General features: G+C 46.3%; 12 protein-coding genes and 3 pseudogenes. 8 read left to right on the top strand and 7 right to left on the bottom strand.

Annotated elements, in window-relative coordinates; all coding sequences use genetic code 11:
- Nucleotides 1–64: 64 nt before the first annotated feature.
- A complete protein-coding gene (locus ROR01S_RS12705) occupies nt 65–736 on the bottom strand; it encodes an SOS response-associated peptidase (protein ID WP_064359545.1) in 672 nt (223 codons plus the stop codon).
- 732 nt (nt 737–1,468) lie between these two features.
- On the opposite strand from ROR01S_RS12705, the gene ROR01S_RS12700 reads away from it, so the two are divergent.
- On the top strand, nt 1,469–3,172 hold the full coding sequence (locus ROR01S_RS12700) for a DUF1761 domain-containing protein (RefSeq protein WP_064359544.1): 1,704 nt from the start codon (nt 1,469–1,471) through the stop codon (nt 3,170–3,172).
- Between the two features lie 109 nt (nt 3,173–3,281).
- Here ROR01S_RS12700 and ROR01S_RS27545 read toward each other — a convergent pair.
- Nucleotides 3,282–3,584 (bottom strand): annotated as a pseudogene (locus ROR01S_RS27545) (site-specific integrase); the annotation flags it as partial.
- Between the two features lie 119 nt (nt 3,585–3,703).
- Here ROR01S_RS27545 and ROR01S_RS26145 point away from each other — a divergent pair.
- From ROR01S_RS26145 to ROR01S_RS12695, 3 genes and pseudogenes are all read left to right on the top strand, one after another.
- A complete protein-coding gene (locus ROR01S_RS26145) occupies nt 3,704–4,015 on the top strand; it encodes a hypothetical protein (protein WP_073972300.1) in 312 nt (103 codons plus the stop codon).
- A gap of 499 nt (nt 4,016–4,514) precedes the next feature.
- Nucleotides 4,515–4,679, top strand: a pseudogene (locus ROR01S_RS26140) (NADP-dependent isocitrate dehydrogenase); the annotation flags it as partial.
- Between the two features lie 101 nt (nt 4,680–4,780).
- Entirely contained in the window at nt 4,781–5,749 is a 969-nt protein-coding gene (locus tag ROR01S_RS12695; RefSeq protein ID WP_143520422.1) for a hypothetical protein, read from the top strand.
- Here ROR01S_RS12695 and ROR01S_RS12690 read toward each other — a convergent pair.
- The 3 genes and pseudogenes from ROR01S_RS12690 to ROR01S_RS12680 form a co-directional block, all read right to left on the bottom strand.
- Nucleotides 5,739–6,462, bottom strand: a pseudogene (locus ROR01S_RS12690) (tyrosine-type recombinase/integrase); the annotation flags it as partial. The gene ROR01S_RS12695 and the pseudogene ROR01S_RS12690 sit on opposite strands and share 11 nt — an antisense overlap.
- A gap of 154 nt (nt 6,463–6,616) precedes the next feature.
- A complete protein-coding gene (locus tag ROR01S_RS12685; RefSeq protein WP_064359542.1) occupies nt 6,617–7,300 on the bottom strand; it encodes a class I SAM-dependent methyltransferase in 684 nt (227 codons plus the stop codon).
- Between the two features lie 365 nt (nt 7,301–7,665).
- Entirely contained in the window at nt 7,666–8,892 is a 1,227-nt protein-coding gene (locus ROR01S_RS12680) for an MFS transporter (RefSeq protein ID WP_048024552.1), read from the bottom strand.
- Between the two features lie 1,293 nt (nt 8,893–10,185).
- Here ROR01S_RS12680 and ROR01S_RS12675 point away from each other — a divergent pair.
- The gene (locus tag ROR01S_RS12675; protein WP_004860693.1) at nt 10,186–10,824 is read left to right on the top strand and encodes a LysE family translocator; all 639 of its coding nucleotides are present in this window, start codon (nt 10,186–10,188) and stop codon (nt 10,822–10,824) included.
- On the opposite strand, the gene ROR01S_RS12670 is transcribed toward ROR01S_RS12675, so the two are convergent.
- The gene (locus ROR01S_RS12670) at nt 10,815–11,012 is read right to left on the bottom strand and encodes a hypothetical protein (RefSeq protein WP_015584626.1); all 198 of its coding nucleotides are present in this window, start codon (nt 11,010–11,012) and stop codon (nt 10,815–10,817) included. The genes ROR01S_RS12675 and ROR01S_RS12670 overlap by 10 nt on opposite strands.
- A gap of 323 nt (nt 11,013–11,335) precedes the next feature.
- Between ROR01S_RS12670 and ROR01S_RS12665 the strand changes: the two genes are divergently transcribed.
- The 3 genes from ROR01S_RS12665 to ROR01S_RS12655 all read left to right on the top strand — a co-directional run bounded on the left by ROR01S_RS12665 (nt 11,336) and on the right by ROR01S_RS12655 (nt 14,408).
- Nucleotides 11,336–12,880: a sensor domain-containing diguanylate cyclase gene (locus ROR01S_RS12665; protein WP_004860698.1), complete on the top strand. Its 1,545-nt coding sequence runs from the start codon at nt 11,336–11,338 to the stop codon at nt 12,878–12,880.
- Between the two features lie 406 nt (nt 12,881–13,286).
- Nucleotides 13,287–13,826 carry a DUF2058 domain-containing protein gene (locus ROR01S_RS12660; RefSeq protein ID WP_004860702.1) on the top strand — a complete coding sequence of 180 codons (540 nt, stop codon included), beginning with the start codon at nt 13,287–13,289 and terminating at the stop codon, nt 13,824–13,826.
- Nucleotides 13,827–13,931: 105 nt separating this feature from the next.
- Nucleotides 13,932–14,408: a GNAT family N-acetyltransferase gene (locus ROR01S_RS12655; RefSeq protein ID WP_064359541.1), complete on the top strand. Its 477-nt coding sequence runs from the start codon at nt 13,932–13,934 to the stop codon at nt 14,406–14,408.
- Between the two features lie 172 nt (nt 14,409–14,580).
- Here ROR01S_RS12655 and ROR01S_RS12650 read toward each other — a convergent pair whose 3' ends face one another.
- A complete protein-coding gene (locus ROR01S_RS12650; protein WP_004860708.1) occupies nt 14,581–15,612 on the bottom strand; it encodes a methionine synthase in 1,032 nt (343 codons plus the stop codon).
- Between the last annotated feature and the right edge of the window lie 13 nt (nt 15,613–15,625).

Raw genomic sequence — 15,625 nt, 5'->3', positions numbered from 1 at the left:
TGAAATCAAGATATAAATTATTTTGGGAAATCCTGGTTCGTATAGGGTGACGTGAACACGCTCTTTAGGTGATTTCTTGTATCAATTCTTGGCTCTGATTCTTCACATTGCCTACCGCATAAGAAACAGGATGCCAGGTAAAATGGTCTGCAGATACTGAACCGTCGGCGATAATCTCGGCGGCTTCCTTACCACTGATATCTTTTCTCATCCATTCTCGTGCAGTTTCCGGAACAAGGACGAGTGGCTGGCGGTCGTGAATATCGAGCAACCCTTGGTCGGCAGCAGCAGTCACTATCATAAATCCTTCAGCTTCATCTCCGCGCTCGAAAGGTACACTGCCGATCGCCGCCATGAAGATGGGCTTGCCGTCTTTCCTGTGGATGAAATAGGGCTGTTTCTTGTCACCTTCACGCTTCCACTCAAACCAGCCATCAGCAAAATAAATCGCACGTCCATGTTGCCAGAGGGGTTTAAACATTCGGCTTGTTGCCGCAGTTTCTACGCGAGCATTTATAAGAGCAGGTTTATCCCACCACCAGGGCGCGTATCCCCAGTGGACCGGATCGAGATGCAGTTCTTCATTGCGCTCGCTCAGCAGCAGCACACGTGTACCTGGCGCGACGTTGTATCGCCCGATCGGTTCAGGGTCAAAGGCGATATTCCGCTCAGCCTCTTCAGAAAGATAGGTTAGGTAATCTTCTCGCGTTTGTGATTGAGCAAAGCGTCCACACATGGTTACCTCCAGTAGTCAGACTGAAAGTATAGAAGACTGAAAATTGAGCATTTCTTTGGGAGAAAAACACTCCCGGAAAGGTAGTTATTGACGGGGGGTTCACCCCAGTTTCACCCCAGTTTCACCCCATTAACTCCCCGTACAAAAAACAGGCATAAAAAACCAGCCGTAAGAGGCTGGTTTATCAGGGATTTTTGGTCGGCACGAGAGGATTTGAACCTCCGACCCCCGACACCCCATGACGCTGTTGGTAAAACGCTGTAAGCCGTGTCATTACTGGTGGTGCGAGAGATTCGCGTGTATAAACAAACATTGCTTTTTAGGCAAAATCTGCGCTATATACATCAATGAGTTAGGGGGGATCTCTCCCCATCCATCTAGACATTTTTTACCTACCATTTTCAACATATTCCAACGATAGAGAACAGTTGAAACGTATGCACCCATTGAGTTCCACACTTTAAAAAGTTATGCTTTTGCCACATTCGAGTCGCAATTACCCACGGGATACGGGATATTGTTCTGAGAATCGTGTCGGGTATGAACAAAAATCCAAAGTGATTCTTTCAATAACTTGATGGTCTTACCCAACAAGATAAGATTCAAGCTAAAACCTTCACATATTTACGGCGAAGGTGTATTATTGCCGATGCAGTTTTATATTAACGCTTTACATTCCTTAAGTAGTTATAAATTCTTTATTACTAGCTATCGGATGAAAATGGATAAGTTATGATGCTACCTCTGCAAAGGGATGTTTTTTCGAGTATCCTTAAAAATAAAACAAAAGCATTTGTTTTTTTGTTTTTTTATACGTTATCTCTTTACCTTATTTTGAGGGGTGGGGTGTTTTTTCAATATTTTACTGCTGCCTTTAATCCAGGTAATTGTTATGAATGCTCTATGAAAATTGACTATATAAAACAATTTTATTTTGCAGATGATACGTTTTTTTATTTTGCTCCTGCTTTTATTATCTCACTGGCGGCTTTATTTATTAAACGAAGACTTCAAAGTTATCTTTATCTATTGACTGTTATTTGGGTTACTTTAACTATAACGGACATGATTGTATCTTATATATATCAAAGATTAACTTTGAATGATTTTATACTTAATTTAATTTATAATTTGTCCGGGGCATTAATTCTGTCATTTATTTTATGTGCAACAAACTCTATTGTTAGTTATTTGCATAAGAGGAAGGGAGTGTCGATATTTTTATCCTGTATGGCGCCCTTTATTATATCAATAGTTATAACTTTGTCGCTTACTGTACTTGTTTATCTTGTATATGCGAGGCAACCTGTTGAGATCGAACTCGATGTTTCTGAAGGTGCTAATATTGCTTATGCTGGAACCACAAACAATGAGGATTCATTTGGATTCTTAAATGACAAACTAACTGGCACTCCAACCTATATGGATATTATGCGCAAAGGAGAATATGCTTATAATGATAAAAAAGGATTGAGTGCAGCGAATATATTTATCATTTCAGGTTGTATCCCTACGCCTAAACTTATTGGAAATCCTCCGATTGATAAAAACAAAACCATACTAAATGCTAAATCTATCGTATTGAAACAAGATTTTCCAATGATAGGTTATATTCAAGGTGATTCCGTAAATGTAGTGCCACATGGAGCCTCACAGTTGACGCTGACTAAAGATGATAAAGAATACATGTTGGCATCGCGTATAACCGAGTCAAAAATTGAATTTAAAACAAATAATGCTCAAACAGTTTCCGCCTTTACTTTTATGCCAATTCAAAAAGATGATTATATTAATGAGTATAGTTACAATATTATTGTGAATGATAAGAAGTATACAATAAAGAATTTAATTGAGCCAATGTCAAGGCTAGATGGAAATAAAAAAATGAAATGTGAGTATCAACAATTATCTGCTGATAATCATACCTATGAGGTTAAGGGGAAGTATTTGACTGGCATTCTAATTTCTATTATCCCTGATGATATAATTACCTTTAAGAAATCCCCAGTCATAACAATAAGTGCCGATTACGCTTTCTATAAAAAAACATATCCAAATATCGATAAAATATATGATGATATTAGTAATGGTAAGCTGATTTCTTTGAGGGGGGAAGGGCTTAGTCAAATAATTATAAACGGGAAAAAACAAGAAATTAGACCTGAATCGGAAGTGATTATTTCAAGTGGAAATCTCGTTGGACTTGTTAATAAAAACAAAAAGATAAAAATATATGGCACTGCTGATTTGTTGTTCGTGGATAATAAAATGTTAAATATAAGGAAAATAACATATCTTAAATCTAAATTGGAAATATTTGGCTCATCAATATTTGATTTTATAAAGTACTTGTTTAGTGCTGGGTTTATAGTATTAGTAGGTCGTTTCATATATTCCTACTTTCGCAATGAATCAAATGAGAATTTATTTGTTTAATATGGATGAAACTATTGATGATTTCAGTTAGTGGCACGGAGCACTTTATCATAATTGATTTAGCTCTGTGCCTTAACAATGCTCACAACAGGTTTAAGTTATTATAAATTCAATCAGCCTTAATTTCTCCATGTCGCACAACAACCCAATTGATATTGTTTTGTGTGTAAATCTTTGTCGACTTTGCATCACTGTGCGCCATTCGTCCTTGAGGAACGATGCCTTGCTGATCGAAGAGATGGGCTGCAAGAGCTCGAATTTTGTGGAAGGTTGCTCTTTCATCCAGTGGCATTTTGTCGCTGAGACTCAACTTGTCACGTACCTCAGAAAATGACCGGATCAAGTAATCAGGTGCAACTCGGGTCGGTTAGGAAACCTCTTTGCTGCATTTCATCTGCCTTTCTGGGATCCTGACAGTGTATTTACGGAGCATTGTTATCTATTTTCTATTGACCAAGATCACAACTTTACAAATTATTTAGATTTACATTAATTTACAGTGTCTAGGTGATCCCTTAGGTTTTAATAAAAATGAAGATTAAGTTATTGATGATAGCTGCAGTTTCCTTAGTTGTACTCAGCGGTTGTACAAATGACCCCAATAGTATGTGGAACAGTCGTTATGCTTTTAAATCAGTTGGTCAGGTAATGGCGATGTGTGATAGCGGTGATAAGGCGGCTTGTTACGCTGCCGCTGATATGCAAGGTCTTACGAATGGATTGAATGCGGCTAATCAGCAAATGCAGCAGCAACAAGCAGTGCAGCAGCAGCAAGCAGCACCGACTATGACTACGACAACCTGCAACCCTATGGGTAATAGCGTTGTGTGTAACACCTATTGATTTGTACTCCATTCAATAATGTCAATGCCGCCCCATAGAAATGTTCCTGTGGGGTTCTTCGGTTTTGGTTCTCCTCAAATAAATTCCCTTTTACAGCGTCCTGTTCTTCACAGTGATGAGGGCTGAAAAGCTCGATTGATTTTTCCTGCATGTAGCCCAGCCTGGTAGCAAAGCGAAAAGCCCGTCAGGGCTGACACGGCTTTAGCCGTTGTTCGCGTCTCAGGCGTGAGACTTGCACGTCATGGTGGCGTATAACTTTTTGTGATTAACGTTACATCGTGGAAAGGTTAGAGTAAGGAAAGTTGAATCAAGGGATGCTACTAAAACGGAGAGAAGGTCAGGATAAATTCAACGCGAATACGCGAAAGCCATTCCCCAAAACTAAAATTAACTATATGTAAAACAAAAGGATGCTAGCATAGTGTTTGGTATCGATTTTAGATTTCTTGGGGTTATATTTCCAATGAATTCAATATAGTAGATATTTTTTGTTAATGTACTGCTGCGCCATATGCAGTGGTTCGAAGCCGCAGACCTGATCGTTAAAGGCACCGAAGGCGCAATCGCTGCCAAGACCGTGACCTATGACTTTGAACGTCTGATGGAAGGCGCTAAGCTGCTGAAATGTAGCGAGTTTGGCGACGCGATCATCGCGAACATGTAATCCACTTGATGGGTTAAACAATAACGGGAGCCTCGGAGCTCCCGTTTTTTTATTATGTGTTTTCTGACGGTTATCAAAATTAATTATCAAAAAAGGGTGTGATGATGACGATGAGCAGGAAAACTTTTTTTATTGAAACACAAAATATCAATGAGCAAATGGGTGAGTTTTTGAACTTCACTTGGGCAAGTTATGCTGGGCTCCGAGAAATGTGGTGGCAGGTTAAAGGTTTTACACATTGTTTCCCCGAGATGAATAATAAAATTTTAAAAGAAAAATTTTTGACAGGTTTGGAAATACCCGGTGGAATTGATCTAGAATCAGTTTGTTTAAGCCAGGAATGGGATGCACATGTACACCGTTTTAGTAAATCACTCATCTTTGAGGCTTGCACTATGTATGAAGCTTGGGCCGAAAAAATATGTGATTACGTGCTACCAGGAGATGAGAAAGCAAGAAAATCACTTCAGTTTCCCACTACGAACGGAAGTGACGGATATATGAAGGTTGTTAACAAGGTCAATTTGAATGCCTCAGGATTTATAAAAAATAATTTTTTCGGTATTGTTTCTTCTAATAAAATGAATCGGTGGGTTAGGATTAACGATTTCCTAATAATGTACCGATACTTCAAAGAACTCAGAAATTCATTCATACACGGTTCAGGGAATGTCAACCAAGAAATAATAGATTGTTATAGTGAGGTTGAATCTATGCATAATGCTCGTGGGCAATTGACAAAATTCCCTATAAATTTATCTCGGCCCACGATAGACAGCAAAATCATAATTCCCATAAGGGATTCTGTAATTTTTTATAGTTACATTAAATATATTATAATTACTTTCGATGCGGCCCTTTGTGTTTCATTGAGCTCAGAAAATTATATGAGTCATCGAATAAAAGAATATATAAACTCTAATAAAAAACAAGTGTATCATATTCCTCATAATACTTCCAAAAAGGAAAGGGTGGTAAAGAAAATATTATCAGGATCATTCTTCCCATTTAGTTCTAGTATAGATCCTATTGTCGATTGGTTGGTTCAACGGAACCTGGTTATTCGTTAAATAAACTACTTGCTCGTTCGATATGGCTCCAATCTTTACCTCTATCATCATGATATCTAGCTGTTTGCTGGGGTGATTTATGCCCCAGAAAACTTTGAGTATTTACTCCTTGTACATCATACAGCCGCTCGGCTAAACACCGTTGTTTATGGAAAGTTGCTGGCGTGCCATCCCCCCAATTAATCTCTGCTTTATCCCGCGCTTTACTAAAATTTGTTGTTATTGGGTTAGACTTCACTTGTGAACCACGTTCAGCCATTGAGGTCGCACGGAAGAAATGAACTAAATAAGAGCTCACCACATTATCACGGCAACGCGCAACTACATCCCTCAAACTCCAGTCAATCGCGTTAAGTCTTAGGGATAGGGGGATCGCCAGCTTGCTTCCCGTCTTCTCCTGAACGACATGAAGATGGTCATCCCAAATATCGCTGTACTTCATATTCGAAATATCACCGAGGCGCTGACCAGTAACGAGCGCCAATAGCATTGCATTGCCCATATACTGATGGCGGACGTCAGCTATCGCGAAAATCTTTTGCCATTCATCGAGGTTTAAACGCTGTCTGGCGATTCGGCGGCGAGGCTGTTTAGTAGCAAGAGCTGGATTATATCCAGGCGTCACCTCACACATAATGTTGTGCTTCTTTGAACACATCAATTAACACTGAGCGTATGACCTGAGCCATTCTCGGCTGGCCCTCTGCAACATAGGACTACTGACCCTTGCAGCGGTCATTATAGTATCTGTCTGTTAGCTGTTGAGCCTTATGTCCCAGTAAATCCTTCATGCTTATGCCCTGCGCTTTATAAAGCCGTTCCAGGGCGGTCGACGTCGCTGGCGGATGGCTGGTGTGATTAGAATGATCAATCCGCCGCAGACTGATTCACTGAACATACCAGGGTGGCATGATCCCACCATGGGTTGCTGTTCACGCGGGTCGCAAGTACATCAAATTGCGCCTCCCTGAGCTCATTGATTAAGGCCGGGAGTGGTCTCAGCGTTCGCCAGGGCTGACCATTTTTGAGTAAATGATGCTTCGCAGCGTGATATGTCGCTCTGTCTTCAGGGTAACGAGGGGTTCCACACATGGAGCCGACGACAAATCGTCCTCCGGGTTTGAGTAATCTTCTCACCTCCGCAAAGCAGCGGGTGCGGGCATCATCAATCAGGCAATGCAAACAACTACCATCAATAATGAGCTCAAACGTGGCATCCTGACATTGATGGATATCACCGACATGACCGACAAGAAAGTGTGCTGAAAGACCGACGCGCAGAAAACGCTCTTCTGCCCATCTGATGGCGGTTTCTGATAAATCTATCCCCCACACAGCAAATCCCTGTTCGGCAAGATACTGGGCGGCCATGGCTCCGTTCCCACACCCCAATTCAAGTATCGGCGCGCCGGGATGAGGAAGGTAGTGATGTAAGTTGAGCCAGTGAAAGATCTGTTCCTGCTGTTTTTTGGCCCTGAGATAACCGTCCCCAGCCCAGGCGGTAGCGCCATTAGCCCGCAGTTGCCGATATGTTTGTTCATAGGGATTCATAGTGAAAATGCCTTTTTGTCAGCGGCCATAGTCGCCAGTTTATATGCCATAGGGCTATGGGATGAAGCGTTTGTGTGGCGAAAACAGCATGCGCGGCATGCAGTAACAGGGCTGTATCCGGCATAAAGTCGAGATTGTTGGCGAGTGACACCAGACGCTGTCGTTATAAAACCCGTAGCGCAGGGCCGGTTTTGCACGAACCCTGAAGTCCCCTGATGAACGATGAGGCCTCTCTCTGATAAGTCACCTCACATCCGGCAAACCTGTGTTATTTTACGCTCGTAGCGTCCGCGTGTTCCTTGCGCAAAAAACGGGCCGGCACTCAAGAATGCCCAATATGTGACATCCGGCCGGAGTGTGCGGATTTAAGAACCGTCTTCAGCAGTACGCGACGCCGTTCGGCGTGCTTTCCTGATAGCCTGATCGTACTGCCAGGTGGATACCAGACATATCAGTAAGACTGGTAACATCATCAGGCCCAGCAGCTTCCAGCCCAGCAATGCCAGCATCACACCCGCCCCTGATGTGGCGATCGCGGAGAAAATAAAGCGGCTGGTTTCGGCCAGACCCTGCGCTTTTTTTCGCTCATGATCACGATAAGAGAGACTGAGCAGCGTAGAGCCCCCCACAAACATAAAGTTCCATCCGACCCCCACCAGAAGCAGACTTAAGCTGTATGCCAGCATCGTTTCCCCGGTCAGGTTAACCACGATAGCTGACATGTTGAGAGCGATCCCGCTATATAACAGTACGGTGAGCCCCACCTTTCGTATCAGGAGACCGGTAAACAGCGAAGGGACATACATTCCCAGCAGATGCAGCTGAATGACCAGGGCACCATCATTCATTGAATGGTGGTGCGTCACGGAGAGCGGGGCCGCCGTCATGAGAAACAGCATCACCAGGGAGCCAACAACCAGGTGAAACCAGGCGGTGCGATAATCCGGGCGTTTCATTAATTCCCGACTGGTCGGTGACCGTTCTGAAGGCGCAGCGGTGTCCGGAGTAGGGGAATATTTTTTCGCATGACCGAAGAACAGGGCCAGATTAAGTGCAGACAGAATACCCAGCGCGGCCACCACGAGATAAACGCCGGCAAAGCGAGGTAGCCCCGGGACATCCCGCGCAACAATCGTCAACAGCGGCCCCAGGATTGCCGCTACAACACCGCCAACCATGACCAGAGAGATAGACTGCCCCTTCACTTCCGGCGGGGAGTGATCGGCGGCAACCAGACGATAGTACTGGCTGAAAGCCTGATAGACGCCAACAAGAAAGCAGCCGGTGCAAAAAAGTAAAAAACTGCCCTTCAGCACAGCGAGAAAAGACAATAATCCACCGGCGGTACCGCATCCAGACCCCAACATAAACGCGAGTTTCTCGTTTCCCCGCCCGATCATGCCGGCAGCAAACAGACTCGAGAACGCGCCGGCAACAGTGATGAGCGCAAATGGCACGGTGGCCAGTTCATCCGACGGGGCCAGCTGATAGCCCACCAGAGTGGCAATTGTCAGGTCAACAGAGACCGCACAGGTAAAAAACAGATTACTGACCGCAAGGATAACGGGGATGCGGCCTGGTATGTATCGCATGATGCCCTCCTGGAGGGATGAACTGAACGGAAGTAAAGCGCAAGCATCCTCCGTTAAATGCTGCATTAACTGTTCCAGGCTGATGCCGGGAGGAACTTTTCCCCGCACATTGCGTTTATAAGCCGCAACGTCTTCCTGTGATGTCTCGATATGTTCACCGACAGACAATAAAACTCGCCGTAATCAAGCGGCAGCTCCTGAGCATAAATCGCATGGCGTGGACAGGGAAGAGCAAAGAGCAGCGGTTGCCGGCGGGCGTCTCTTTTAACGCGAAGGTTCCGGTGTGCATTTTTTGAGCTTCCATCCGTTATCCCTTCACTCAGTCCGCTATAGGTATTGCCTCTCCATTGCCTGAGCAATAAATAAAGCAATATGGATGCCATAAAAAATGCGGATTTGACCCGTTATTCATGGCGCTCCTGCACCGTCCGCAAGCAAAGTTATCATTCTCGGGGCAACGCGCTTAATGACACAACGTTATTATTAATTATGAAATAGATAAATTATTTACCGATCGGGATTTAAATTAAAAAAGTCATTGGCAGCTCGCGGCGGCCTTATCATAAAGTTCAGCCGTAATACAATGTATCCGAAGCCAACCGGTTTAGCGGTCATTATCCTTCCCCTGCGTTCCAGCCTCAACCAATGACGGCATGCTCAGTCAGGCCTTGAATGAGTATGGTCAACTCCTGCGGGAAATCATGTTGAGCTCTACCGCATTTAAGGACGAAATATGCCGGATGTTTACGAACACCCTGAAAGCGCTTCTCGTAACGAAGCGGCGCAACGCTGTGTCTGTCGCATCATGATCGCATCGATCGCGCAGGCCGCAGAGAAAACGCAGAGCATCCTCCTGCAATAGCGTTCTGCCGGAGTTAAAGGCAGTGATTTTTTTGCAGGCTGCAAGAGTCAATAACATAAAATACGGGAATGAAATTCGGAATATTTATCATCGCTGGTTCCGAAATAGACTTCATCGTCATCGATGTGATTAAAGTAGCAGCAAATAGGGCAAAATTTGTAAGATATAAAATTTAATCAATTGATTTTTAAGGTATCAGCAAAATTTTGTGACAAGAATAAAATGTTACTATAAAGTAAAATTTAGTGTATTCACTGTTCTGTTGTATCACGAATACTTCTGAAAAAAGGGGCTGGATCCGGCGGGAAATTGACGCTGCCAGTGAGTGCCTGTCAGATAGCACCGTATTTGTCGACTCACTATATCGGGATCATTCCCGCTGATCTTACCGGGGTGCAGAGGCGCCCTTGCAGCTGACAGGATGTATCCTCATGCAACAAATCGCTTTTTATATTCTTATCGCCAGCCTGACCATCGCCAGCCCCGGCCCGGGCGTTTTGTTCACCCTGACGAACACGCTCAACTATAACTTGCGCCATGCCATGGCCGGGATCATTGGTGTCGCCGCCGGAATGGGGGTGATATCGATCGTCGCGGCCAGCAGCATTGGGGCGATCATTACCACCTCCTGGCTGGCCCTGCTGGCAGTGAAAATCATCGGGGCCGCTTACCTGATTTATCTCGGCAGCAAATTATTCCGTTCAGTACCCCGGGCGATGAACAATAACGCGGCCACAGCGGGAAGCGATGTCGCGCCGTCCACCGGTAAAAGCTTCCGCCAGGGGATGCTGGTTTCTCTGCTGAACCCTAAAGCCATCGTCTTTTTTATGGCCCTGTTCCCGCAGTTCATTAACCCGCAGCAGCCATTTGCCCCCCAGTTTTCGATACTCTCGGCTATTTTCTGTCTTTTGGTGATCGTCATCCACTCGCTTTACGGATTTTTCGCACACTCCGTAAAGATGAAGATGTCTTCCGGTCATCTCTTCAGTAAACTCAATAAAACCGGTGGGGTGGTGTTCATGTGTTTTGCTGCAGGCCTCATCATTTCCGCTCTGCAGCCTTACATCTGAACCTCTGCTCCCTTATCGCCCAGGGCGTCGTGAACATGGATATTTTGTTGGCTATCGCTGATGACCCTGCGATCCATCTTGTTGACCACCTCCCATTGAATATCCCGGCCTGGTGGGGGGAGAATGCTGGACTCATCGTGACAAACCTGGCTATCCGCAGAAACCAGGGCGATAACGTTTCTGAACATATCTCGCTGACCCTGGCCGTATGCCGTGATGCCGGAATTTATTAAACCGGGTACACCGACACAGAATAGTGACACCTGAAAAGCTGCGGCTGATGACCAGGAAGGCGCAATGATCAACAATAAGGTGGAGCGAAAACAGAGTAGTGATAATACCTGCTCAGGTATTTGCTATCATCCCCACATGAACACGTGAATGTTGTCTATGACGGCAAAACAGCAGCAATGAAAATCCTGTCAGAAGGGAAGCCCTTAGAGGGCTGCGCCAGCTACATAAGATAAAATTGACGGCAGGTCGCCAGGATGTTCTGAAATACAGGTGATAAATGTTTCAAAAAAAACCGTTTCTCCTCCCTCTGCTTATTGCGCTCTACTCCGGAGGAGCTATCCTGACAACTATTCTTCTCCTTGCCGGTATCTATTTCTTTCAAAAGAAAGAAATAGAAGATTCTCTCCGTGAGAGCAACCTGGCTTACGCGATGAAAATTGCGGATACCACAGACCGATATCTGGCCATGGCCCAGCGTGAATTAGCCTGGACAGCGTCTGAGTTACAGAGCACCGATGCATCCGTGGCCAGGGATGAGGTCGAGCGTCTGCGGATCCGGTCAGCGGTATTTAACTCGGTTGGGGTGGTTGATGCGAAGGCGGTGATTGTTGCCACGTCACCTTACTTGCCCGCACTGACAGGCGTCAGAGTACATTCCGAAGCAAGCCAGGCTGCTCTGGTTGCGCGAAAACCACTGATTTCTGGTCCGTTCACGTCGATTGCCGGAAATGACATGATAATGCTCTCGCATCCACTCCGTTCGCCAGATGGTCACTATCTGGGGTATCTCGGCGGCAGCATTTATCTGAAAAAACAGAGTATGCTCAGCGATCTTATTGGCCTTCATTTTTATAAAGATAATGTCTCTGTCACTATTGTCGATCGCGATGGCAAGGTTATATTCAATACTGTTCCCACGATGACCCGCTCGCCCGTCAATCTCACGCCGCAATTGAAAACGTATATGAGCAACAACTTAAACGGTTCTTTTGTCGGACGAGATTATTTGGTTGGCTATGCGGGTCTTAAGAAATCTGACTGGAATATTATTGTGTCGACGCCGTCAGAGGTCGTCACCAGTATGTTGCTCAATACTGTGAAGAAAATTTCCGGACTGGTGCTGGCGATACTGTTCTTTATTACTACAGGGGTGGCTTTTCTTTCTTCCCGTATCGCAAAACCGCTGGAGCAGCTTGCGCGGCTGGTTCAGGCCAATGACAGTCTCATGTCGCCAGAGAAACTCTCTTCGATCAGGGCCTGGTACCAGGAGGCGTATTTACTCAGAGATGCGATGGAAAAACGTTTTCGTTTAGTCTCTGCACAATTTGCAGCGCTCAGTGATGAGGCGATGACAGATCCTTTGACGGGTTTATATAACCGGCGTGGTTTCTATGAGCAATTAACGTATATCAAGAACCTTAAAAATCAGTGCGCAATCGCAGTAGATATCGATCATTTTAAAACGATTAACGATCGTTTCGGGCACAGTGCGGGGGATACCGTGCTGGTTCATACCGCGGATTTGCTCAGACTGACATGTCGAAAAGAGGATGTTATCAGCCGCTTTGGGGGCGAGGAGTTCGTTATCCTTTTGGCGGAAACCACGCTCGCCGAGTCTGCTGCGATAGCCGAACGGATCCGCCAGGTCATATCGGATACCGAGTTCTCTGAGGCCGGACACCTTACGGTCTCGATCGGTGTGGCGGGGCTAAAAGATTATGAGGGTGACTACGAGCGGCTTCTCATGGAAGCTGATTCCGCGTTATATCAAGCGAAACGACAAGGACGAAACAGAGTCGTGGTCAGTGGGCATAGCCAATAGCCAGGATTGTCAGAAGGTAATGCTCTCAAGTGGTGAGTGTTCGTTTGTTTCTTAATGAACACAGCGTTGCTGGCCCGGACTTTTTCCGACGCATGTCCAGTAATACCGTCGGTGAATCGGGTAAAAGCCTGCGGACGCCATGTTGGTTTCCAACGTCTTTAAATCCGACATGTCGCGGATGTTTACGCATATCCTGAGAGTGGTTTTCAGACCGGAACCGGCGCAACGTTCCGTCTGCATCACCCTTGACCTTGCCCCATTTCGAAATGGAATTCTGCCATGCTTCCCTCGACCTGTAAGGCCGCCGTCTTCCATAAACCAGCTCGCCTTCCGGCGATGCAATCTGGCACAGCCGCCAACATTCCCGCTATAATCGCAGAAATTTCTCAACGGGTTCAGAGACGAAATGACAAAACTCACCTTACAAGAGCAGCTGCTGAAAGCCGGGTTAGTGACCAGCAAAAAGGTCGCTAAAGTGCAAAGAACGGCCAAAAAATCACGGGTTCAGGCACGTGAAGCGCGAGAAGCGGTGGAAGAAAACAAAAAAGCGCAGCTCGAGCGTGATAAGCAGCTGGGTGAACAGCAAAAGCAGGCCGCTTTAGCCAAAGAATATAAAGCCCAGGTGAAGCAGCTTATTGAAATGAACCGGATTGTTCCGGCAAAAGGCGACATTGGCTTTAACTTTACCGACAACAACCTCATCAAGAAAATTTTTGTCGATAAGCTGATTCAGGCTCAACTGATTAGCGGCCGTCTGGCGATCGCGCGTCTGGTGCCAGACAGCAGCGGCGAGAGCGTATACGCGATTATTCCGGCTAACGTCGCAGATAAGATTGCGCAGCGCGATGCGGACAGCATTGTGTTACACAGCGCGCTCAGTCAGGAAGAGCAGGATGAAGACGATCCGTATGCTGACTTCAAAGTACCTGATGATTTAATGTGGTAGCTGGCCTTGCCGCTCGTCATCTGTCGCTGTGGATAGCCGCGTCAATGAAAAGGGATGAATGCATCGTCTCGCTGCGAAAATATCGCCCCCTCAAAGGATGAATCAATGATGATGTTCCGCCCCATGCGCGAAGAAGAATATCCGGCATATCTGGAATACTTTATTACGGATTATGCGCGTGAAATTGCCGCCAACTATCGGCTTAGCGCAGAGGATTCACTGACAAAAGCGACGCGTGAAATCGCCGAGGATCTTCCTGAGGGGGTGAATACCCCCGGGCAGGTTTTGCTGTCTCTTTTTAGCCAATCAGACAATCGCGACGAGCACGTCGGCTACCTCTGGTACAAACCCGATACCGCCGCGCGAACCGTGTTCATCTTTGATTTTTATATCTTCAACGCCTGTCAGGGGCAGGGGCTGGGCACGCAGGCGCTACGCGCTTTTGAGCGGGAGATGCGGGACCAGGGGATCGAACAGATTCGACTTCGCGTGGCCGGAGATAACCAACGCGCCCGCCACGTCTACGAGTCCACCGGCTTTTGGGTGACGGGAATCAATATGAGTAAGACGTTATCCGATTAACGCCCGCGGAGACAGCGTTCCGACGGGCTGCACGGCGGTTAAAGGGAGAGATGAACGCACGGCACCTCAGGCTTTCTGTGCGGTCGTATTGCGCGCTGTTCGGTCCGGCCAGGGGGATAGCGATCCGAACGCCTGACCCGGACTTTCTTTCAGCGCGCTGGCTCCGCCAGCGTTATTTCGCCAGCAGCTCCTTGCGGACGATCTCTGCGCCGGCACTTAGCGCATTGAGCTTGCCTCTGGCGACCTGACGAGACAGGGGCGCCATCCCGCAGTTGGTCGAAGGATAAAGCTTATCGGCATCGACAAACTCAAGCGCTTTACGTAGCGTACCGGCGACCTCTTCCGGCGTCTCAATCGCCTGGGTTGCCACGTCAATCGCTCCCACCATCACCTTTTTGCCGCGAATCAGCTCCAGCAGATCCATGGGGACACGCGAGTTATGACACTCCAGCGAGATGATATCGATATTCGATGTTTGCAGCCTTGGGAACGCCTCTTCATACTGGCGCCACTCTGATCCCAGCGTCTTTTTCCAGTCAGTATTGGCTTTGATGCCATATCCATAGCAGATATGTACCGCCGTTTCACATTTTAGTCCTTCAATGGCTCTTTCTAACGCGGCGATCCCCCAGTCATTCACCTCATCAAAAAAGACATTAAATGCCGGTTCATCAAACTGGATAATATCGACACCCGCCGCCTCTAATTCTTTCGCTTCCTGATTGAGAATTTTGGCGAATTCCCAGGCCAGCTTTTCACGGCTTTTATAGTGGTTATCATAGAGGGTATCGATCATCGTCATCGGTCCTGGCAGAGCCCATTTAATAGGTTGTCTGGTCAGCTGACGTAAAAACCGGGCATCTTCAACGAAAACGGGCTTCTGACGCGCCACTTCACCCACGACCGTCGGCACGCTCGCCTCATAGCGATTGCGAATTTTCACCACCTCGCGTTTCTCAAAATCGACGCCGCTGAGATGCTCAATAAAGGTGGTGACAAAGTGCTGGCGCGTTTGTTCGCCATCGCTGACAATGTCAATTCCTGCGCGTAACTGATCATACAGCGACAAGCTTAGCGCATCTTTTTTCCCTTCAATTAATTCCTGGTCGTGTAATTTCCACGGAGACCATAGTTTCTCAGGCTCTGCCAGCCAGGAAGGTTTAGGTAAGCTGCCAGCCGTCGACGTGGGTAATAATTTTTTCATAATAGAAAACCTT

It is taken from the genome of Klebsiella ornithinolytica NBRC 105727 = ATCC 31898 (assembly GCF_001598295.1).
Lineage (GTDB): Bacteria > Pseudomonadota > Gammaproteobacteria > Enterobacterales > Enterobacteriaceae > Klebsiella > Klebsiella ornithinolytica.
Note: the sequence above shows the minus strand (reverse complement) of the source record. Positions and strands in the feature narration are given on the sequence as shown.